The 19,653-nt window shown below is 71.4% G+C and carries 19 protein-coding genes, 1 tRNA gene and 2 pseudogenes; 14 read left to right on the forward strand and 8 right to left on the reverse strand.

Translation table 11 applies throughout. The features are described from left to right. Nucleotides 1-175: 175 nt before the first annotated feature. Nucleotides 176-817 (reverse strand): ankyrin repeat domain-containing protein, encoded by a 642-nt coding sequence (locus FB00_RS21185; protein ID WP_082141291.1) that lies wholly within the window; start codon nt 815-817, stop codon nt 176-178. 598 nt (nt 818-1,415) lie between these two features. Between FB00_RS21185 and FB00_RS23010 the strand changes: the two genes are divergently transcribed. The 13 genes and pseudogenes from FB00_RS23010 to FB00_RS22825 all read left to right on the forward strand — a co-directional run bounded on the left by FB00_RS23010 (nt 1,416) and on the right by FB00_RS22825 (nt 10,627). After that, entirely contained in the window at nt 1,416-1,763 is a 348-nt protein-coding gene (locus FB00_RS23010; protein WP_269430014.1) for an amidase family protein, read from the forward strand. Then, nucleotides 1,729-2,670 carry an amidase family protein gene (locus tag FB00_RS22075; RefSeq protein WP_269430015.1) on the forward strand — a complete coding sequence of 314 codons (942 nt, stop codon included), beginning with the start codon at nt 1,729-1,731 and terminating at the stop codon, nt 2,668-2,670. The genes FB00_RS23010 and FB00_RS22075 overlap by 35 nt, the downstream gene beginning before the upstream one ends. Then, the gene (locus tag FB00_RS22080; RefSeq protein ID WP_047233400.1) at nt 2,598-3,047 is read left to right on the forward strand and encodes a hypothetical protein; all 450 of its coding nucleotides are present in this window, start codon (nt 2,598-2,600) and stop codon (nt 3,045-3,047) included. The genes FB00_RS22075 and FB00_RS22080 overlap by 73 nt, the downstream gene beginning before the upstream one ends. Next, entirely contained in the window at nt 3,044-3,202 is a 159-nt protein-coding gene (locus FB00_RS22085; protein ID WP_156186403.1) for a hypothetical protein, read from the forward strand. The genes FB00_RS22080 and FB00_RS22085 overlap by 4 nt, the downstream gene beginning before the upstream one ends. A 303-nt stretch (nt 3,203-3,505) precedes the next feature. Beyond that, the gene (locus FB00_RS22090; protein WP_156186404.1) at nt 3,506-3,796 is read left to right on the forward strand and encodes a hypothetical protein; all 291 of its coding nucleotides are present in this window, start codon (nt 3,506-3,508) and stop codon (nt 3,794-3,796) included. Nucleotides 3,797-4,685: 889 nt separating this feature from the next. Continuing rightward, on the forward strand, nt 4,686-5,138 hold the full coding sequence (locus FB00_RS22805) for an ArdC-like ssDNA-binding domain-containing protein (RefSeq protein ID WP_231581846.1): 453 nt from the start codon (nt 4,686-4,688) through the stop codon (nt 5,136-5,138). 126 nt (nt 5,139-5,264) lie between these two features. Continuing rightward, nucleotides 5,265-5,474, forward strand: coding sequence for an ImmA/IrrE family metallo-endopeptidase (locus FB00_RS22810; protein ID WP_231581847.1), 210 nt, complete (start codon nt 5,265-5,267; stop codon nt 5,472-5,474). 84 nt (nt 5,475-5,558) lie between these two features. Continuing rightward, nucleotides 5,559-5,774 (forward strand): hypothetical protein, encoded by a 216-nt coding sequence (locus FB00_RS22815; protein WP_231581848.1) that lies wholly within the window; start codon nt 5,559-5,561, stop codon nt 5,772-5,774. Continuing rightward, nucleotides 5,771-6,310 carry a hypothetical protein gene (locus tag FB00_RS21195; RefSeq protein WP_156186405.1) on the forward strand — a complete coding sequence of 180 codons (540 nt, stop codon included), beginning with the start codon at nt 5,771-5,773 and terminating at the stop codon, nt 6,308-6,310. Before FB00_RS22815 ends, FB00_RS21195 begins: the two co-directional genes overlap by 4 nt. After that, nucleotides 6,307-8,074: pseudogene (locus FB00_RS13290) on the forward strand (TraM recognition domain-containing protein). The gene FB00_RS21195 and the pseudogene FB00_RS13290 overlap by 4 nt, the downstream one beginning before the upstream one ends. Before the next feature lie 291 nt (nt 8,075-8,365). Continuing rightward, nucleotides 8,366-8,608, forward strand: a pseudogene (locus FB00_RS23250) (single-stranded DNA-binding protein); the annotation flags it as partial. 277 nt (nt 8,609-8,885) lie between these two features. Further along, on the forward strand, nt 8,886-9,518 hold the full coding sequence (locus FB00_RS22820) for a hypothetical protein (protein WP_231581851.1): 633 nt from the start codon (nt 8,886-8,888) through the stop codon (nt 9,516-9,518). Beyond that, a complete protein-coding gene (locus FB00_RS22825; RefSeq protein WP_231581849.1) occupies nt 9,518-10,627 on the forward strand; it encodes a hypothetical protein in 1,110 nt (369 codons plus the stop codon). Before FB00_RS22820 ends, FB00_RS22825 begins: the two co-directional genes overlap by 1 nt. Nucleotides 10,628-10,649: 22 nt before the next feature. Here FB00_RS22825 and FB00_RS13305 read toward each other — a convergent pair whose 3' ends face one another. From FB00_RS13305 to FB00_RS13325, 5 genes are all read right to left on the reverse strand, one after another. Beyond that, nucleotides 10,650-11,876 (reverse strand): tyrosine-type recombinase/integrase, encoded by a 1,227-nt coding sequence (locus FB00_RS13305; protein ID WP_047233403.1) that lies wholly within the window; start codon nt 11,874-11,876, stop codon nt 10,650-10,652. Nucleotides 11,877-11,882: 6 nt separating this feature from the next. Beyond that, nucleotides 11,883-12,125: a helix-turn-helix domain-containing protein gene (locus FB00_RS13310; protein WP_047233404.1), complete on the reverse strand. Its 243-nt coding sequence runs from the start codon at nt 12,123-12,125 to the stop codon at nt 11,883-11,885. A gap of 184 nt (nt 12,126-12,309) precedes the next feature. After that, a tRNA-Met gene (locus FB00_RS13315) sits at nt 12,310-12,383 on the reverse strand. 62 nt (nt 12,384-12,445) lie between these two features. Beyond that, nucleotides 12,446-13,486: an aldose 1-epimerase gene (locus tag FB00_RS13320; RefSeq protein ID WP_082141295.1), complete on the reverse strand. Its 1,041-nt coding sequence runs from the start codon at nt 13,484-13,486 to the stop codon at nt 12,446-12,448. 118 nt (nt 13,487-13,604) lie between these two features. Next, nucleotides 13,605-16,649, reverse strand: a complete 3,045-nt coding sequence (locus FB00_RS13325; protein ID WP_047233405.1) for a UPF0182 family protein — start codon at nt 16,647-16,649, stop codon at nt 13,605-13,607. Nucleotides 16,650-16,806: 157 nt separating this feature from the next. Between FB00_RS13325 and FB00_RS13330 the strand changes: the two genes are divergently transcribed. Next, nucleotides 16,807-17,412, forward strand: coding sequence for a PPA1309 family protein (locus FB00_RS13330; RefSeq protein ID WP_082141296.1), 606 nt, complete (start codon nt 16,807-16,809; stop codon nt 17,410-17,412). A gap of 15 nt (nt 17,413-17,427) precedes the next feature. Here FB00_RS13330 and FB00_RS13335 read toward each other — a convergent pair whose 3' ends face one another. Continuing rightward, nucleotides 17,428-18,534, reverse strand: a complete 1,107-nt coding sequence (locus tag FB00_RS13335; RefSeq protein ID WP_047233406.1) for a PDZ domain-containing protein — start codon at nt 18,532-18,534, stop codon at nt 17,428-17,430. A gap of 71 nt (nt 18,535-18,605) precedes the next feature. Then, nucleotides 18,606-19,616: an NAD-dependent epimerase/dehydratase family protein gene (locus tag FB00_RS13340; RefSeq protein WP_052877663.1), complete on the reverse strand. Its 1,011-nt coding sequence runs from the start codon at nt 19,614-19,616 to the stop codon at nt 18,606-18,608. Nucleotides 19,617-19,653: the final 37 nt, after the last annotated feature.

Genomic DNA, 19,653 nt, shown 5'->3' on the forward strand with positions numbered 1-19,653 from the left:
AGTTCCGCCGGAGTGAATCGTGCCGGTGTCACTGCTCGGTGGATCTGGCACGGAACTGTTGCCAGATCCGCCGAACGCAGAGAGTCAAGTCTTGGCTGAGCCCATGTGGCGCCATCGAAAGCGACGGCTATGCGCCCGTCGGGGGCTGCTTGTCGGCGCGTGACGCAGACAGCCGTCAGCCGAGCAGGTGCCGAGTCCTTGGGCCGGCCGCATCGGTAGGGGACTTGCCATCAAGGTCACGGATCTGTGGATTGGCGCCGGCGTCGAGCAGGACTCGGACGAGTTCCTGGTCATCAACCGATGCTGCGAAGTAAAGCGGCGTCGACCCGAGCGTCGTCTGGCGGTTGACGTCGGCGCCTGCGGCAATGAGCTCCTGTACCCCGTAGTGGTCGCTCCGCTGGAGCATCATGTGTAGGGCGGTGTGCCCGAAGCCTCCACCATTCGGGAAGATCGCCGCGTTGGGGGCGTCAACATCGGCACCCGATCGGAGCAGTTCGCGCGCCACCTGCCAGCGCTCGTCGACAAGCGCAGTGAGCAACGGCGTCTCCCAGTGCTGAATCGTGTCGCCGTAGTCGATGCGAGCGGCACCGTCGATCGGCGCCCCGTCCCGAAGCAACGACTGGACCTCAGCGACGGTCTCGGCAGCGTGGAGACCATGCTGGCCCATTTGCGCCAGTGCCTCGCCGATGAGGGACCGGGAGTCATAAAGCCGTTGCGCCTCGCGTGCCGCATCGAGGGACGCGTACTCGCGCATGAGACGCGCCCGCGCGGCATCGGGGTTCTCAGTGGCACGTGCCTCAAAGGCAGCAGGATTCATGGCCAGACGCTACCGAACGGGAAGCGCGCAGGTGCAATCGCGGTCGGCTGTCGGCCGAAGTTCACCCCTGCTCGCTCTCGACGAAAGCGTGGGTGACACGATGTTGCCGCCAGGCACCTCGCCGGGCTTCAAGACTAAACGCTCTGAGACACCGGCGCGTGCCGCCCGCAACGTCTCCGACCTCAGCGGTAAATCAGGGCTGAGGGCGACCTCGTCCTCGTACGCTTGTCCCGGGTACGTGACACCAGAAGTCGGCCCTGTGAACACTCTTCCTGCCGTGTAACGGTTGGTCGAAAGGCGCTGTGCGACGGGGGCGCGTTCGTACGATCACGGGCCATGACAGCGCTCTCCCCCCTTCCCGTCGCTTCTGACCTGGACAGCACATCGCGCGAGAACCGTCCAGGCGTCAGCCGGCGGCTCTTCCTCAGCGGTGGTGCCACCGCTGCCGCGCTCGCCGGGGCCTCGCTCGCGGCACCGGCGCAGGCGCAGACGGTCGACGAGCCGGCTCCGGCAGGGTCGTTCCTCGACTCGCTCCCCGCGACGCACGAGATCCCGTCCCGCGCCCGCGTCGTGGACTACCAGCTCGCCGAGCTGGGTCGTGCTGCTCCGTGCGGGTCGGCTGACGTCGACGCAGGTCACGCAGGCGTACCTCGACCGGATCGACGCGTTCAACGGCCCGTTCGAGGTCTACGGCGACAACGGTGGCTACAACGCTTTCGTGCGCCTGGACCGTGAGGGTGCGCTGGCGCAGGCGGCCGATGCGGACGCCCGGCTCGCGGCGGCCAAGGGTGTCGTGGCGAAGGCAGAGCTGCCAATCCTGCTGGGCATCCCGTTCGGGATCAAGGACTTCTGTCGGCGTCAAGGGACTCGAGGCCAAGAACGGCACGCACGCGTACGACGGCAACGTCGCCGTGCGGGACTCGACGGTCGTGGCGAAGCTCTGTGAGGCGGGGGCCGTGATCCTAGGGCAGACGATCGCGTCCGCGTTTTCGGGGTCGATCTCCGGCACGTTCGCGGGCAACGCGTGGGACCCGAGCCGGATCCCGGGTGGCTCGAGCCAGGGCTCGGGCGTGGCGCCGGTCGCCCGACTCGCGTCCGCGTGCATCGGTGAGGAGACCGGCGGGTCGATCATCATGCCGTCGGCGGCCAATGGGGCCTCGGGGATCAAGCTGTCCCTCGGCCTGTCCTCGACAGCGGGAGTGATGCCGCTCTCGCCCGGGTACGACGTCCTCGGGCCGATCGCCCGGACGGTCCGGGACGCGGCGATCATCCTGTCGGTCATGCACGGGCCCGACGCCGAGAACGATCCGCTGACCCTTTCGGCCCCGAACCCGTTCCCCGAGACCCCGGTCGCCGCGCGCGCCGGGCGCCGCCCGCTCGCGGGCGTCGTCATCGGCGTCCCGCAGACCGACTGGATGACCGCGGGTGGGACCGGTACGCCCCCGGCGGACACCTACGACGCCGACTACTCGGCCGCCTTCGAGCGGTTCAAGAACCAGCTGCGGTCGCTCGGCGCGCAGGTGGTCGACTTCGACGGCCTCGACGTGACCGTGGCCGCGAACGACCCGTACTTCCGCACGTCGGACCGGATCCCGCTGCCCAACGGGTCGGTCGTCTCGCCGGCGAGCACGGTGCTCTCGCCCAACCGCTACGAGATCGGGTACTGGGAGGCGGTGAAGCAGTTCGCCGCCACGCATCCCGAGCAGGCCGAGGCGCTCGGCCGCCAGTCCGGCGACTTCGACGCGCAGACCGCCAATGCCGGTGCCATCCCTGCCTCGCGGTGCGCGCCGACGGCGAGAATCGGCGGCGCACGCTCCAGGCGAACTACGCCGCGGCGCTCGACGCCGCCGTGATCGACTTCATGCTCGTCCTGCCGATCGGCGCGCAGGTCGGACCCCGGTTCGGGGGCGGCGGGCTGCGCAACTACCGCACCTTCTACCAGCTGCCCAACGCGCTGACGTGGCCCATGGTCACGTTCCCGATCGGCCATGACGCCGGCGTCGGGCTGCCGATCAACGCGGCGTTCTGGGGCCGCCGCTTCAGCGAACCGGCGTTGATCCAAGCCGCGCTCGACTTCCAGGCCGCCTACCCCGAGTACCACGAGGCTGCGCCGCCCGACCCGACGTTCGCTCCCGCGCCCGCACCGCGCGCGCTGCGGGCGACGCCGTTCGAGGTCGTCCCTCCTGAGCTGTCGAACGACCCGCTGATCGCCGAAGGAGCCAGGTCATGAGCGAACCGTTCCTCACCGTGGCCTACACCCCACTGCTCGACCCGGGATTCCCGCTGCTCGACGCCGACGCGCCCGAACCGTTCCTCACCGTGGCGTACACGCCCAAGCTCGGGACCGCCTACTGCCCGTACGGCGAGGACCACACCACGACCTGACCCACAGGGGTTCACCGGTGCACCATGGCAATGGGCACGGCACTCGAAGGGCTCGACGAACACGATCCGTCGAGCCCTTCGCCGTCCCTCTCCGTCACCGAGCCCACCATTTCGTCTTTCACGTTGCCGAGACGACTGGGCCGCTGCCGAATCGTTTCGGCTAGGTGAAAGACGAGCCGGTGGTCCGGAGCTCCTGATCGCTCCAACCGCGTCTGGCGAATCAGAAGGGGCGGCTCACCGTGGATTCGCCGGTCCCGTCAGACACACCTATCGCGTGCTCCCAGGACTTGGGGCGAGAAGGTCATGACAACGCGCGCGACGACCGTCAAGAAGCTCTCCGAAGCCAGTTCCGTCGATGACGTGGACGTGGCGCCCTTCACGCCGCATCAACTCTTCGAAGTACACGAGCTTCTGGCTGTAGCGTCGACGGCCGTCGTGAAGCGGCCCGCTCCACATTTCGCCAGTGACCAGGACAGTGACCGACATCGAGCGATCCGGTGCCACGCGGCCGCCCATGGTCACCGTGTGCTGCCTGAGGTTGCTCCGGTCCATGTGCTCACCCCGGACGAACGCCCGTCCAGTGAAGAGGACTGACTCCCCTCGCAACGACTCAACCCATCCCGGACATGCCGCCGCAGTGCTCACTGCCCGTTCACCGCCCTTGCGTCCTGGTCGTCCCACTCGTCCTCACTGTGCAGGAGGACTGTCACAATCTCAGACGTTGATGGGCAGGCAACCACGACGAGGTCTCCCCGGACGTACCTCACGCGGCCCAGTCCGTAGTTGAACGCGGTGACCGTGATCTCGGGATGAGTTACGGCCTGGAGCACATCGTGAGGTGCGAACCCCCGAGAGTTGACCCTCGTCCGAGCGTGCCGACTGAAGTGCCAGCCACGAAGCGCCCCGGGGCATGTGATTCGGTTCGTATTTTTCCGTCGACCCATCTCAGCTGGACTCGGCCTTGAGTTATTTGACCGACCCATATTACTCGCTGGCGACATAATCTTCTTCCTACATATACGACTCGAGGCGCCAAGTGCCCATGCACTTAGCGCCTCAGAGATATTTTCTTGAGTTGGCGACCGGGCAGGGGCCCGGACCGCGTGGCACCATCGTCGACGACTGATGCCGCGGGTGTCAAGCATTTCCCGAGGTCGTCCTCGACCTGTTTCCCAACGGCTTGCCCGGCGGATCGGTGAGTGGCGGAGCTCGAGCACTCGGATGAATAGTTGAGCCGCGACGACTCGGAGCCGAGGCGCCGTAGGCGACCGCCTGTTCGTCGAAGATGACGGCCAGGACACGCCACTGCGTGAGCAGGACGGGACCGCTCGACGACAGTCCCCCACAGCTTCTCCCGTCACGGTTCTGCGAGTGACCCGCTCCTGGCCCCGCGTCGTTTTGCGTTTCGCCTACCAGTCGACGGTTCGTGGATCCACCCAGGTGGCGCCGACGCACCTACCCAGCGAAACCTTGGAGGTGCGAGATGGGACGCTGGAACGCTGACGCGGACGCGGCCGGCCTGGCGCGAGAGAGCAAGCTCAACGAGGCGCATGAGCGGCTGGCCAAGGCGGTCGACGCGATGGCCAGTGCCGACGGCTACAGGCGCGCGATCCAGTTCGCGGCGCGGTTTCGAACCCGCTCGTTCCACAACACGCTGCTGATCGTTCTTCAGCACGCCGAGGAATTCGAGGCTGGCCGGGTGCCCACGGCGGAACCGACATACGTCGCGGGCTACCAGCAGTGGCAGCGTCTGGGCCGGCGGGTGATGAAGGGCCAGTCCGGGTACGTGATCCTCGCGCCGGTCACGGCGAGGTACCCGACCGACAGCCCCGCAGCTGGGCCGTGGAGGCTGCTCGCTCGCGGTGAGCAGCCGGCGCCGGGCGAGGTGGTGCGCGAGCGGCTCAAGGGCACCCGGCCCGCCTACGTGTGGACGTGACTCAGACCGAGGGCGACCCGATTCCCGAACAGCCCATGCCCCCTGCTCCTCGGGGGTGCGGCACCCGAGGGCCTGTGGGACGGGCTGGCCGCCCAGGTCGCCACCGGCGGGTTCGACCTGAGCACCGTGCCCGACGCGCGCCCGCTCGGAGGGGCCAACGGGCTGACGGACTTCATCGGACGCACCGTTCGCGTCCGTGCCGACATGGACGACGCGGCCATGGCCAAGACGCTGGCCCATGAGCTGGGGCACGTCACGATGCACGACATCAAGAACGCCGACGACGCGCATCGTCACGCGGAGTCATCGAGGTCGAGGCCGAGACCGTCGCGCTGATGATCGGCGCCGCGCATGGCATGGACACCTCCACGTACTCGGTGCCGTACGTGCGGGTGGGCGAGCTCGGTCCCAGACGGGAGCGTGTTCGACGTCGTCACCGCGACCGCCGAACGCGCGCGCAAGACCGCCCTCGCGATCCTGGACAAGCTCGACACCCATCAAATTGGCGACGGCGAGCCACCAGGCCCTCGCAGCGTCCGCGACGGCACGGCCCGCGATCGCTCCGCGCCCGCGCGCGAGACCCGCAGGCCGGCCAGGCGGCGGGCGCCGGCCCGATCGAAGGTGGTGACACGTTGAAGCACAACGACGCTCAGGTTGACCTGCCCCGGGTCCAGATCGTCTACATGCCCGACTGGACCCCCGACGTGACGGTGGCCGGTGAGCCGTACGACCTGCCCGCCGCGCCCGTCCCGATCAATGTCCGCGACCCGCGGGACCTGGGCCGTCTGGTCGCGCTCGACCTCGGGCAAGCCGTCCACGTGGTCGCGGTCAATCCCGAGGGCGCCATGTACACCCAGATCTGCGAGCCCGAGCCCTTCCCGACCCCGACCGAGGTCACTCCGGTCTCAGCACCGGCAGCGCGGTCGCAGTCGGCATCGCATGCGGAGTTCCCGCTCGGGGTGGTCGGGCGCGGCTTCCTGCCCGGGGAACAGGTGTGCATCGCGGTCGTCGTCGCGGCACGGAACGCCGACGACGACGGCCGGGCCGCCCTGCCCCTGCCCGCGCCGCTGCTCGAGCGGCTGCCGTCCGCGGTCGTGCTGCTCGGTCGCACCTCGGGCACGGTCGTCGTCCACCACCCGGCAGTGGACGCTCTCGCGGCAGGTGTGGCATGAGCGCCCCGGCCTCCCCCAGAGGTGGGGACGCGCTGACCAACCTCGGCCTGATCCTTCTGATCTCCACGGTCGCGTTCGCCGCCCTGCTGCGCCTGGCCGGACACCTGGCCGCGGTGGTCTCCCGCGTCGACGCACCGACGTCGGGCCCGGCCGCCGGGGTGCGAGTGTCTTCTCGATCCCGGCGACCCCGCGACCGCGCTCGGCGCGCCCGGTCTGAACCCGGTCGTGTACTGGGTCGTGGTCGCGGTGCTGCTCGCCGCGCTCGGCGCACTCGCGTGGGGCGCGTGGCGCCTGTTCCGGCGGGACAAGACCAAGGCGACCCGTGACCCGCACCGGCTCGCGGGCACCGCCACCGGCCGCGACGTCACCAAGGCAGCCTCAACCCGGGCGCTGCTCGCCCGGTCGGGTGCGCTGCGGCCCTCGCTGACCAAGCCCGCACCCTCCGACGTCGGGTACCTGCTCGGGACCGCGAACGGCAAGAGCGTGTGGGCGTCGGTCGAGGACTCCGTCCTCGTGCTCGGCCCACCCCGCTCAGGCAAGGGCCTGCACCTGGTCATCAACTCGATCCTGGACCCGCCCGGCGCGGTCATCACGACCTCGACCCGCCCCGACAACCTCACCGCCACCATGAAAGCGCGCGAGAGTCACGGACCGTCGCGGTGTTCGACCCGCAGCACCTGGCCGAAGGACTACCCACCGGCCTGCGCTGGTCCCCAATCCGGGGTGTGAGAACCCGCTCACCGCGATGATCCGCGCCACCGGGTTCAGCTCCGCCACAGGCGGCCTGTCGACCGGCGGCGTCGAGTCAGGCGGGTTCTGGGAAGGAAAGACCCGCACCGCCCTGCAAGCACTACTGCACGCCGCCGCGCTCGGACAGTGCTCCCCGAGGGACCTGTTCGCCTGGTCCCTGTCACCGTCCGCCGCCGCAGACGCTGTCGCGATCCTGTCCTCCACCCCGAACGCCGCCCCCGGCTGGGCCGATTCGCTGGAGTCGACCATTCACTCCGACCCGCGCACCCGGGACTCGATCTGGATGGGCGTCTCCCTCGCCCTGACCTGCCTCCCAGACCCGCGCGTCATGGACGCCGTCACCCCGGCGCCCGGTGAGTCGTTCGACCCGGCCGAGTTCCTCCGCTCGAACGGGACGCTCTACCTGCTGTCGACCGGTGCGTGGGCGTCAGCGTCGTGGTCGCTGGTGGCGGCGTTCATCGAAGAGCTCGTCGAGACCGCCCGAACACTGGCCGCCGCATCCCCGGGTGCACGACTGGACCCGCCGCTGCTGCTCGCGCTCGACGAGATCGGGAACCTGTCCCCACTGCCGTTGTTGCCGGTGCTCATGGCGGAAGGCGGCGGCACCGGCATCACGACCATGCCCGTGCAGCAGTCCCTGTCCCAAGCACGCGCCAGGTGGGGCGACCACAACGCCGGAGCCATCTGAGACGCGTCCATCGTCAAGGTCGTCCTCGGCGGGCCTCGGTCGCCAAAGACCTCCAGGACGTCTCCGCCCTCATCGGCGAACGCGACGAGATCACCGACACCGTCTCCGTCGGCGACTACGGCTCACGCTCCATCCAACGCTCCGCACGCCGCGTACCCGTCATGCCGCCAGAGACCATCCGCATGCTCCCCTTCGGCACCGCGCTCGTCCTCCTGCGCTCCGCGCCACCCGTCGTCGCCGACCTGCGCCCCTGGACCAGGCGCCCCGACGCCGCCCAGCTCGCCACCGAGCGAGCCCTCAACGAGCAGACCCTACGGCGGGTATGAGGCCGGCCCACCAAGGCGAGCTGCTGCGAAGGAGTCATGGCGAACGACGCCGTCTTGGGCGCGGTGTCGAACTACGACTTCTCGAATCGGCGCCGTCGCAGCGCGCCACCGCACCTGCCAGTGACCCGGGCGACCGCCGCGCCGGGACACGTACTCGCACGGCAGAACGCAAGCGGCGACTCGCCCAACGCCGGAATCGCGGCCCTCGCGCGGTCGCTGGCTGCCGCCGCGCACCTGCCCATTGAAGCGGTTGCCCACACCGATGGCGCCGCCACGATGGAGGAGGCCAACATGGCCATTCCCGTGCAGCAGTCCCTGGCGGGGTTCATCGCCTCGGACCCCGACGTGTCGTTCACCGAGACCGGCACCACGCAGGTCCACTACCGGGTCGGCGTGGAACACTGGCGCCGCGAGCAGGACGGCACCTACATCCGGCTCGACAACTCGTTCCACGACCTGCTGGTCTTCGGCAAGACCGCCGAGCGGGCCGCGGACCAGTTCCGCAAGGGCGACCAGTTCATCGCCCACGGCTACGTCGACTCCCGCCCGGCCGAGCCGCCGGCCCGGCCCGCCGAGCGCGAGGTGTACATCGCCCGCAAGATCGGCCACGACCTGGCCCGCACGACCTACGACGTGCAGCGCAGCCCCGCGAACCTGCAGCACGCCGCCCAGCAGACCGCCACCCCCGCCGCGACCGCCCAGCCGGTTCCCGGCGTCGGCCAGGACGCCCCGCCGCCCCCACCCCCTCTGCGGCGGACCGGCCCGCACCGCAACGGGCCGGGTCGGCGAGCCACGGGATCGGGCTGTGACCATGGACGGCGACGTCAACTGGCAGTTCAACACCGACCCCGACGCCGCGCCGGAGCAGCTGGTCACCGACGAGCAGTTCGCCGCCTACGAGGCCGAGCTCGCCGCCGACCTGGACGACGCGGCAGGCGAGTTCGGCGAGGTCGAACCCATCGACTGGCAGGCCCTGACCGCCGACGAGGCCACGGCGCACTGGCGGGCGCTGGACAGGTTCGTGACCTGGCTGCGCAACCGGTACGCCCTGCCCCCGACCGTGGTCCCACCCCTGTGGCACCGCCACCCCGAGCTCGTGGAGGAGCTGTCCGCCCTGCACACGCACCGGCTCGAGTGCTACGCCCCGGGCGGCTCGGGGTCCGGACCGATCACCTGGCACGCCGACTTCGCCGACGCCCGCGAACGCCTGCGCGAGTGGGTCGCCACGTCGGGCACCCGGCTGGACCGCGACCGGCCCAGCCGCGCCACCTCCTGGCCCGGCGAACCGCCCGCCGAGCCGGGCGAGGAGCAGCCCATCACCGACCGCAAGGCCGACTTCGCGGCGTTCGTCGCCGACGACCTGGCTGCCCGGCGCGCCACCAAGGCGCGCGCCGCCCGCAACGTCCGGGCCGCGGGGACGTACCGCCAGAAGGGAGGCTCGTGATGTCCAGCGAGCCGCATGACGACATCCGTGCCCTGCGCCGCGAGGCGGACCACATCGCGCTCGACGACCACGTCGCCACCTCCGCCCGGCCCGCGCACCGTGTCATCGCCAATCACCCGTGGACCATGCTCCGCGACCTGGGCGTCGAGGACGCCCGGGTGCTCGCCGTCGGGGAAGACGCCGCCACCCTGATCGGGCTGCCCCACACCGACGGCTACACGTTCCGGTCCCTGGTCGCAGACATCTCCCCCCGCCACACACCCGGAGTCGCGTTCCCCGTGACCGAGCGCGTCCCGAAGATGTCGGACCGGTACGACGTCGTCATCGCCTCCCTGCCCTACAACGACGCCCGCCTTCAAGACCCCGCCCACGTCGTCCTACGCCGAGCCGCCCAGGCCAAGCTCGCGCTCCTCATGCAGCATCTGACCCGTCCCGGCGGATACACCGTCCTGCTCGCCTCGCACGACCTGATGGACAACCCGTACCCCGAAGCCCGTCAGCAGCTCCACCTGGGCGCCGACCTGCTCGGCGCCGTCCGCCTGCCGGCCGGCACCCATCGCCAGCTCCCCGGCCTGGACCTGACCACCGACCTCCTCGTCCTCCAACGCCGCAGCAAGGACGACGCGTCGCGGTCGCAGGACTTCGAGCGCACGACCACCGTCCGGCTCGACGGCCGCGACGTGGAGATGAACGTCTACTTCGACAACAACATCGACCAGGTCCTCGGCAGCCTCGCTGCCGGCCCCCTCGCTTGGGGGCCGGCCGCCGTCACCGTGTCGTCCACGCCCGATCGTCTCGACCGTGACCTGGCCGAAGCACTCGGCAACGTCACCGTCCAGGGCCGCCGCCTCGGCCTGACCTACACGTCGGCAGACAACCCTCAGCATCGGGCCGAGCCGTCGATCGCCGACCTCATCCGCAAACGCGACCGCCAGACGGACCTACCGACCCCGCGGCCTCACCCCCGCCGAGCCCGCGGCCAGACCGGACTCGAGCGACGACCGGCCGCGCACGAGGGTTCCACAGTTGTTGTGGTGGCCTCCTCGTGCCGGTCGGCTGAACAGGTTGATGCAGTCGGCTCATCCCCCTCGATACGCCGGTGCGGATAAACGCGGCCCGTTGAATCCGCGCTCAGCTGCCTGTGCCCCCGTCGTCGGCCAGCCCGGAACTCGCCTTGCCTTGGCCAGGAGCCAGAGCCTCCAGAATCTCGGCGGTGTGGGCGTTCACGTCCTCCTTCCGCTCGATGTAGTGCTTCTTCGTGATCTCCGACGAGGTTTGCCCGAGCAGCTCCGCCGCGAGGTCCGCGCCCGCCTGCCGCTCGACCGCCGTGGCGGCCGTGCGTCGGAACGAGTGGGGGGTCACCCAGGTCAAACCGGTCTCGGAGATGATCTCGCGCAGGCGCCGTCTGACGTTGTTCGTCGTCAGCGGGGTGCCGTTGGGAGACTGGAAGATCAGCGCGTCGGACGGCTGCCCAGCGACCTCGACCAGCCGCTTGCGCAGGGCCTCGGCCGTGTACGAGGGCACCGCCATGCACCGGACCGACCTGCGCGACTTCGGTCGCGGCTGCCGGTACGTCGGCTGACCCTTGAGAGAGACGATCGTCCCGCTAATCCGGATCATCGCCGGCGTGGAAGTCACGTCGACATCGCACTTGCGCAGTGCGAGCACCTCACCGATCCGCGCGGAGGAACCGATCATCACCTCGATGATGGTCTCCAACTGCCCGTCCGGCTTTGGACCGGACAGACCCTCGCCACGACGCCAGTTGCGCACCGCCGCGCGAATCACCTCCAGCTCGGCGTACGCCAGCGCCCGCGCCTCCGTCTGCGACCGCTTGACCCGTTTGACCCCTGCGACAGGATTGCGGTCGAGCGCCTCGTAGCGCACTGCCAGCCCTAGGGACAGGCTGAGCACGGTCTTGGCCTGCTTGGCCATGGACTGGCTCTTGTCCTTGGCCAGGGCACGCAGGAACCGGTCCACCCGCCCCACGCTAAGTTCGCGCAGCGTGTACTCCTCGAAAGCGGGGAGCACGAGCTTGCGCATGTTGCGCTCGTACAGCAGCCGGGTGTTGGGGGCGAGCTCGCCATCCAGGGCCAGGTCTTCGATCCAGACCTCGGCCAGGTCGCGGAACTTGCTGCCCGGCCCGAGCTCGCCCAGCCTGCCGGAGACTCTGCCGCGCTGGGCGACCTTGAGCTTGAGCTTCATCTCGGCGGCTTTCGCCGTCGGCCCGCTGGCCTCGACCAGACGCAGCTTGCCGTCGATGTCGCGGTACTTGGTCCGCGCGCGGTAGTTCCCGCTGTCCAGCTCGGCGGTGTAGATGTCGCCGAACGTCCCGATCGGGATGCGCTGCCTAGCCATGACACATCACCGACCCTTGGGCTGTTCGCCGGGCCGCAGTTCGCGCTGCTCGGTCAGCCACGCATGTACGTCGCTGACCAGGTACCGCAGATGCTTGCCCACCCAGACGCCACATGGGCCTTTGCCGTCGCACCGCCAGTCGCGCACGGTCGAGACGGGGATGCCGAGGTACGTCGCGAGATCCTCGGCGGTCAGGAGCGGCTCCAGGCCGCCCACAGTCGCTGAACTGGTGAGCGTAGAAGTGTCCATGCTCCTCAGGTGTGCGAGCGCACCCGACGGAACCGGCACGAACTCGAACCAACCTCGGTTCGACCGCCTGCAACCCCCTGCTGGCCGTCCTCGGACGGTCATTGGGGTGCCAATGGGGTGGGAGTATCAAGTCTCCGGAAACCTCTCAGGCCCGGGATTCCGCAGAATCCCGGGCCTGATCTCGTAGCGGGGGCAGGATTTGAACCTGCGACCTCTGGGTTATGAGCCCAGCGAGCTACCGAGCTGCTCCACCCCGCGTCGGTGATCACTACTCTACGTGAGGTTCCGGACCAGGCCAAATCGGGTGGACGAGACGTGGGTCACGCCAGGACCTCGACCCCGAACGCGAACTCGCGCACGGCCCCGGGCTCGAGCCGCACGCCCGCGGCGCAGTCGGCGCGGTTGAACGCGTCGGTCAGCGTCTCGACGGGCTCGATCGCGACGGCGGCCCGCTCGCGACGCGCCAGTCCGTCGCCCGTGTAGACGTGGACGAGCCCGCGGTCCTGCCACACGGCGAGCCCCTGCCCCGTCGCGGGGTCGCGCACGAGGGTCCGGGCGCGGCCGTCGGCGTCGGTGTGCAGGTCGCCGAACGCGTGGTCGAGCCGCACGCCGACGAGCGGCAGCGGCCCGACGCCGTCGATCGCGCCGAACGCGTCCGCCCCCACGAGCGGGAGCAGCCCGGCGTCGGTCACGACGGCGTGCCGCGCCGGGACGGTCAGCTCGAGCCGGTCGATCGTGGCGTGCCCCGGCACGCGCAGGTACGGGTGCCACCCCAGGGCGACGGGCGCGGCGGTCGCGCCGACGTTGCGGGCCCGCAGCGCGACGCCCAGCGAGCCCGCGTCGAGCACGTACTCGACCTCGAGGGCGAGCGCGAAGGGGTAGCCCGCGTGCGCGTCGGCGCTCAGGGAGGCGCGGAGCGTGACCGACACCGGTCGCGCCGGGTCCCCGTCCGCGGGGCGCCCAGGGTCCTCGTCCCGGTCGACGACCGTCCAGTCGAGCGTGCGGGCGAACCCGTGCATGGTGAGGGGCTCCCACGGCAGGACGGGCGGCACCTGGTGCCGGACGCCGTCGAACACGTACTGCCCGCCCGCGAGACGGTTGACGAACGGCGCCATGAGCGCCGACCGCGCGGCGTCGTGCGCGGCGACCTCCGCCTCGTCGGCGTACCCGTCGACGAGATCCTCGACGCGGGAGGTCCCGTCCGCCCCGCGCCACGGCGCACGCCAGGCGAGCACGGCCGCACCGCGCAACGCCACGACGAGCTCGGCCCCGGACGGGTGGTGCAGGCGCGCCGCGGGGACGGCCGGGGTCGTGTCGCTCGCCGCGCTGAAAGCGTTGCTGCAAACCGTTGCAGAAGTCACGAGGAGCGATCCTCCCGCCCGGCGGACGAAAAGACAACTCCGGCACGACGCCCGACGGGCGGGGACACCCGCTGGTGTCCCCGCCCGTCCGTGGCGTGCGTTCGTCCTGCCGCGGCCGTCAGCCGGCCGAGGACTCCGTGTCGAGCGACTGCTCGGCGGCCAGCGCCGCCTCGAGCGCCTGCTGGAGCCGGTCCTGCGCCTCGCCGTAGGCGGCGAAGTCGCCCTCGGCGAGCGCCGCCTGGCCGTCCTCGATGGCCTGCTGCGCCTGGCGCAGCGCCTGGTCGAGCTCGGCGCGGGCGCCGCCGTCCACCGTGCCGCCGTCGGCCGGCGGCGCCGGCTCCTCGGTGGCCGGCGGCTCGGTGCCGGGGTCGGTCGTCCCCGGGTCGGTCGTCTCGCCGTCGGCCGGCTGGTCCGGGACCTCGGTCTCGACCCCGCCGTCGGCGTCGCCCGCGTTCGCACCCGAGTCGCCGCCGAACACCTGGTCCAGCGCCTCGTCGAGCGTGTCCGCGAAGCCGATCTCGTCGCCGAAGGACACGAGCACCTTGCGCAGCAGCGGGAACCGCGTGCCCTCCGTGGACTGCACGTAGACCGGCTGGACGTACAGCAGCCCGCCGCCCACCGGGAGCGTGAGGAGGTTGCCGTTGATGACCGTCGAGTCACCGCGCCGCAGCGCCAGGAGGCCGTCCGCGGCGGTCGGGTCGGTGTTGAAGTTGTTCTGCACCTGACCCGGTCCGGGGACCGTCGCGTTGCGCGGGAGCTCGAGGAGCCGCAGCGTGCCGTAGTCCTCCGACCGCACGCCCGCCTCGTTGCCCGGCTCCGCGTCGACCGCGAGGAACCCGGTGAGGATGTTGCGGTCGGAGCCGCCGCCCGGGATGTACGTCGACATGAGCGAGAACGTCGGCGCCTCCTGGCTCGGCATCTGGAGCGTGAGGTAGTACGGCGGCTGGGCGGGCTTGACCGTCCCGCCGACCGTCGGGTCCTCCGGGATGCGCCAGAAGTCCTGCTGCGTGTAGAACTCGTTCGCGTCGTCCACGTGGTAGCTCGCGAGCAGCGTGCGCTGCACCTTGAACAGGTCCTCGGGGTAGCGCAGGTGGCTCATGAGGTCGCCCGAGATGTCCGAGAGCGGCTGGACGGTGCTCGGGAAGACCTGGCTCCACGCCTGGAGGACCGGGTCCTCGGCGTCCCACGCGTACAGGTCGACCGAGCCGTCGTACGCGTCGACGGTCGCCTTGACCGAGTTGCGGATGTAGTTCACCTGCTGCGGCGCGAGCGCCTCGACGGAGTTCGCCGCGACGAGCGAGTCGCGCGTCGAGTCCTCGAGCGACTCGGACGTCGAGTACGGGTAGGCGTTCGACGTCGTGTAGCCGTCCACGATCCACTTCACGCGGCCGTCCACGACCGCCGGGTACACCCGCCCGTCGAGCGTCAGGTACGGCGCGACCTTCGCGACGCGGTCGCGCGGGCTGCGGTCGTAGAGGATCTGCGACTCCTCGGTGACGCGGTCGGAGAAGAGGATCTGCTCGGACCCGAACTTCAGCGCGTAGAGCACCTTGTTCATGAACGACCCGACGCTCGGGCCCGCCGCGACGTCCTGCGTCGGGAAGGTGTTGCTGACCTGACCGGCGTCGTCGTCGACCGGGTAGTCGAGCTCCCACGGGTCGGTGCCCTCGGGCGCGCCGACGATCGAGTACTGCGGCGCCTCGGGCGAGAAGTAGATGCGCGGCTCGTAGCCGCCGGCGTCTGTGAACGCGCCGGTGGACGGGATCGAGCCCTCGTAGAACGCCGGCCGGCCGTCCGGACCGATCTGGTTGCCGTACGCGGCGACGACGCCGAAGCCGTGCGTGTAGACCGTGTGGTCGTTGACCCAGTTGCGGGCGTCCGCGCCCAGACCCTCCTGGTTGAGCTCGCGCACCGCGATGACGGTGTCGCGGCTCTCGTCGTCGATCGTGTACCGGTCGACCGACAGCGACGGCGAGAACTGGTAGTACTGCTTGTTCTGCTGGAGCTGGCTGAACGACGGGCTGACGATCTCCGGGTCGAGCAGGCGGATGGACGCCGTCGTGTCGGCGTCCTCGCGCAGCGCGCCCGCCTCCGCCTCCGTCTTGGCGTTGTAGGACTCGGTCTGGACGTCGTCGATCCCGTACGCCGACTTCGTCGCGTCGATGTTGCGCTGGATGTACTCCTCCTCGAACTCCTGCGCGTTCGGCGTGACCTGGAAGCGCTGGACGACGCTCGGGTAGATGCCGCCGATGGCGATGGCCGACACGACCATGAGGCCGACGCCGATCGCCGGGAGGCGCCAGTTGCCACGCACCGCGGTCACGACGAACAGCGCCGCGACGAAGAGGGCGACGACCGTGAGGATCGCCTTGGAGGGGATGACCGCGTGCACGTCCGCGTAGGACGCGCCGTCGAACTTGGCGCCGCCCGAGGTGAGGATCGAGTAGCGGTCGAGCCAGTAGTTGGCCCCGATGAGGACCAGGAGGAGCGCGGCGGTCACCGAGAGCTGGACGCGCGCGGCCGTCGTCGTGCGCGGGCCCGCGTCGGAGCCGCCGCCGATGCGCAGCCCGCCGTACAGGTAGTGCGTCGCGACCGCGGCGATGCCGGCGATGATGACGACCGCCATCAGGAAGCTCACGACGAACCGCAGCGCGGGCAGCGTGAAGACGTAGAACGACAGGTCGATGCCCCACTGCGGGTCCGTCGTGCCGAACGGCACCGAGTTCAGCGCCAGCAGGACGGTCTGCCACTGCGACGCCGCGGCGGCGCCAGCGAAGAAGCCGACGAGCGCGGGCGCGACGATCATGACGACCTTGCGCAGCGGCTCGATCGCCTCGCGGTACTGGTCGAGCGTCGCCTGCTCGGGCGTCGACGGCGCGTAGATCGGCCGGGAACGGTACGCGATCGAGAACGACAGGAAGACGAGCCCGCCCATCACGAGGAACCCGCCGACGAACAGGGCGATGCGCGCGCCCCACTGCGTCCACAGGACGTTCGCGAAGTCGAGCTGCCGGAACCACAGCACCTCGGTCCAGAACTGGGCGAGCAGGAGCAGGAGGACCACGAGGGCGCCGACGACGGCGATCGCGATCCCGATCGGGCTCCGGCGCCGGGCGGGCCGCCCCCCGGAGGACGGCCGGCGGGGCGCTGCGGCGAATGACACGGTGGGTATACCTCTTCGGTCGTGGCTCGGGCGTGCACCGGGGTCAACGCCCGGTCCTCCCCCAAGGTTCCCACGGCCCGCGGCCTCGTGGGGGACGTCACGACCAGGTCATCGCCCGTCCGCCGCCGGTCGGCGCGCGATGGGGGACCATGGGGGCATGCCCCAGCCTGACGACGCCTCCCCCTCCACCCCCGCGCCCGGCCCCGGGCCCGTCGCGCCCGGCGGCCCGACGCCGCAGCACGCGCTCGCGCTCGCCGTCCACGAGATCGAGGCGCACGCGGCGGACGCCGGCTGGGACGCGCCGCCGCGGCTCTTCGCGCTCGTCGCGACGGCCGGGGCGCTCGCCGCCGACCCGACGCTCGCGGACCGACTGCCGCCCGACGTCGTCGCGGCGGCCACGGCGGACCCGCACCACCTGCTCTCGATCGAGCAGGAGGGCTTCGGCGTGGACGGCGACCTCGAGGACGGGCTCGCACGCGTCGCGTGGCCCGCGACGGTCGACGGCGCCGCGCTCGTCGTCGAGCGGATCGTCCTGCCCCCGGCCGCCGAGGAGGGCGTGCCGGACGACCCCGACGCGGCGCTCGACTACCTCACGTCGCACCCCGACCGGCAGGACGTGCGCCTCGCCGTCGGCGTGCTGCGCGACGGTCCCACCTGGTGCGCCGTCCGGTCGCGCGCGCACGACGCGGCCACCGACGTCGCGGGCGGCCCCGACCTCGTCCCCGGCCTCGTCACCGCGCTGCGCGCGACGCTCGAGGACTGACGCGAGCGGCCGTCGTCAGCGCGCCTCGCACGTCGCGAGCGAGTCGCCCTCGCCCGCGCCGATCGCCTCCATGGCGGCGCGGGCGTCGGCCAGCGTCGAGACCGCGGCGACGTGCAGGCCGTCGGGCACGTTGCCCACGACCTCCGGGCAGTTGGCCTGCGGCGCGAGGAACCACGTCGCGCCGTCGCGCAGGGCGCCGTACAGCTTCTGCTGGATGCCGCCGATCGGCCCGACGTCGCCCTCGACGCTCATGGTGCCCGTCCCCGCGATGACGACGCCGTTCGCCTCGTCCTCGGGCGTGAGCTGGTCGACGATGCCGAGCGCGAACATCGTCCCCGCGCTCGGGCCGCCGATGTCCTCGATCTGGATCGACACGTCGACCGGGAAGTCGAACGTCGGGTCGATGAACACGCCGAGCAGCGCGGTGTCGCCGCCGTCCGTCGTCGTCACCGTGAGGTCGGTCTCCGCGCCGTCGCGCAGGACGCCGAGCGTCACGTCGGCGCCCGGGTCGACCGCCTCGAGGCCGTCGATGAGGTCCTGGTACGTCGGGACCGGTGCGCCGTCGAGCGCGACGATGACGTCCCCCGGCTCGACGACACCGTCCGACCCGCTGTCCGGGACCGCGGCCTCGACCGTGAGCGTGGCCGGCACCTCGTACCCGAGCTCGGTGAGCGCCGCGACCGTGGCGTTCTCCTGCGAGGAGATCATCTCGGCCTGGCCCTGCTGCTCCGTCTCCTCCTTGGTGCGACCGGTCGGGAACACCTCCTCGACGGGGCGCACGCTGCGCGAGCGGTCGAACCAGCCCTGCACGACCTGGGCGAGGTTGACGGGGTAGCCCGGCCCTCCGGCGACGGAGACGGTGGTCAGGCGCAGCTCGCCCGTCGAGTCGAAGGTCTCGGCCCCCGTGATGGAGATCAGCGGCGTGCCGTCCTGCTCGCCGAGCGTGTCCTCCGTCGGCCCGGGCGACCGCACCGCGTACGGCGCGGGCAGGATCGCGAGGCCCGCGACGAGCAGCGTCGTCACGAGCAGGGAGATGCCGAAGGTCAGGGACCGGCGGGTCACGGGCGGCGGGTCGTGCTCGTCCTCGGCGAGGAGGGCGTCGAAGGAGGGGGCGTCGCTCACCGGGACATCATCCCCGAGGATGCTGGGATCTCCCTGCCGACCGCGCCCGCGGTACCCGGACCTGCCGGAGGTCAGGGGCGTCGCGACCGCGCCTGCCGCCACACGGCCGCGGTCCCGAGCACCGCCACGGCCGCTCCCGCGGCACCGAACGCCGCGGCGTCACGACCGCCGAACCGCAGCCCCGCGACGCCCACCCGGCCGCGGACCTCCGCGAGCAGCACCTCCAGCGCCGCGGCGCCCGACCACGTCGGCGACCACCCGGCGTCGTGCAGGCGCTCGGCGGAGACCGACCACGGGTGCACGACGAACGCCAGGTCGCTCGCCGGGGACGGCAGCACCCCGACCCGGTGCAGCCGCTCGGCCGCGCCGAACGCGGTCGCCGACGGGAGCTGGACCGTGCGCAGGCCCGCCGCCGCGGCCACCGTCTCGGAGTCGAGCGCGTCCGGGAGCCCGTCGCGCAGCGGACCGGCCGTCAGCCCGCCGACGAGGCCGCCGTCGAGCGCGACGCGGACCGCAGCGACGACGTCCTCGACGTGCACGAGGTGCCACGTCCGCTCCCCGCCGCGGACCGTGAGCAGGCGCGGGGCCTCGAAGTGCCGTGTGAGGAGCGTGTCGATCCCGGGCCCGACGACGACCGCCGGCCGCACGAGCCCGAGCGGCACCCCGTGGAGCGCCTCGCGCAGCGCGTCCTCGAACGCGGCCACGTCGCCCGCGAACCCGGGTCCGTCGTCGACGGCGACCGGGTCGTCGTCCTCGATCACCGCGCGGCCCGGCGTCGCGCCGTGCACGGCGGCAGTGGTCACCGCGACGACGTGCTCGATCCCCGCGGCGACCGCGGCCTCGCCCGCGCGCCGGCCGAGGAGCGCGAGCCGGGCGCGCTGCTCGGCGTCGGTCTTCGCTCGCGGCGCCCCGAACTCCCCCGCCGGAGCGACCACGACGAGCCGGCGCGCGCCGTCGGGCCACCCGTCCGCGTCCACGGGCGACGCGTCGGCGGCGCCCAGCCCCCGGCGGACCGCGTCCGCGACCTGACCGACCCCGACGACCACGACGGGGTCGCGCGGAGGCGTGACGGGCCGGACCACAGGGTCCTCCCCCGGCTCGCCCGGGGGCTGTCCCCCG

The organism is Cellulosimicrobium funkei (assembly GCF_001019615.1).
Lineage (GTDB): Bacteria > Actinomycetota > Actinomycetes > Actinomycetales > Cellulomonadaceae > Cellulosimicrobium > Cellulosimicrobium cellulans_E.

Bases quoted from the DNA above. Each gene is read 5' to 3' on its own strand.
- FB00_RS22825 (WP_231581849.1), top strand. From the start codon at position 9,518: ATGTCCAGCGAGCCGCATGACGACATCCGTGCCCTGCGCCGCGAGGCG.
- FB00_RS13330 (WP_082141296.1), top strand. From the start codon at position 16,807: ATGCCCCAGCCTGACGACGCCTCCCCCTCCACCCCCGCGCCCGGCCCC.
- FB00_RS22820 (WP_231581851.1), top strand. From the start codon at position 8,886: ATGGACGGCGACGTCAACTGGCAGTTCAACACCGACCCCGACGCCGCG.
- FB00_RS21185 (WP_082141291.1), bottom strand. From the start codon at position 817: ATGAATCCTGCTGCCTTTGAGGCACGTGCCACTGAGAACCCCGATGCC.
- FB00_RS22090 (WP_156186404.1), top strand. From the start codon at position 3,506: ATGACAACGCGCGCGACGACCGTCAAGAAGCTCTCCGAAGCCAGTTCC.
- FB00_RS22085 (WP_156186403.1), top strand. From the start codon at position 3,044: ATGAGCGAACCGTTCCTCACCGTGGCCTACACCCCACTGCTCGACCCG.
- FB00_RS13305 (WP_047233403.1), bottom strand. From the start codon at position 11,876: ATGGCTAGGCAGCGCATCCCGATCGGGACGTTCGGCGACATCTACACC.
- FB00_RS22805 (WP_231581846.1), top strand. From the start codon at position 4,686: ATGGGACGCTGGAACGCTGACGCGGACGCGGCCGGCCTGGCGCGAGAG.
- FB00_RS13310 (WP_047233404.1), bottom strand. From the start codon at position 12,125: ATGGACACTTCTACGCTCACCAGTTCAGCGACTGTGGGCGGCCTGGAG.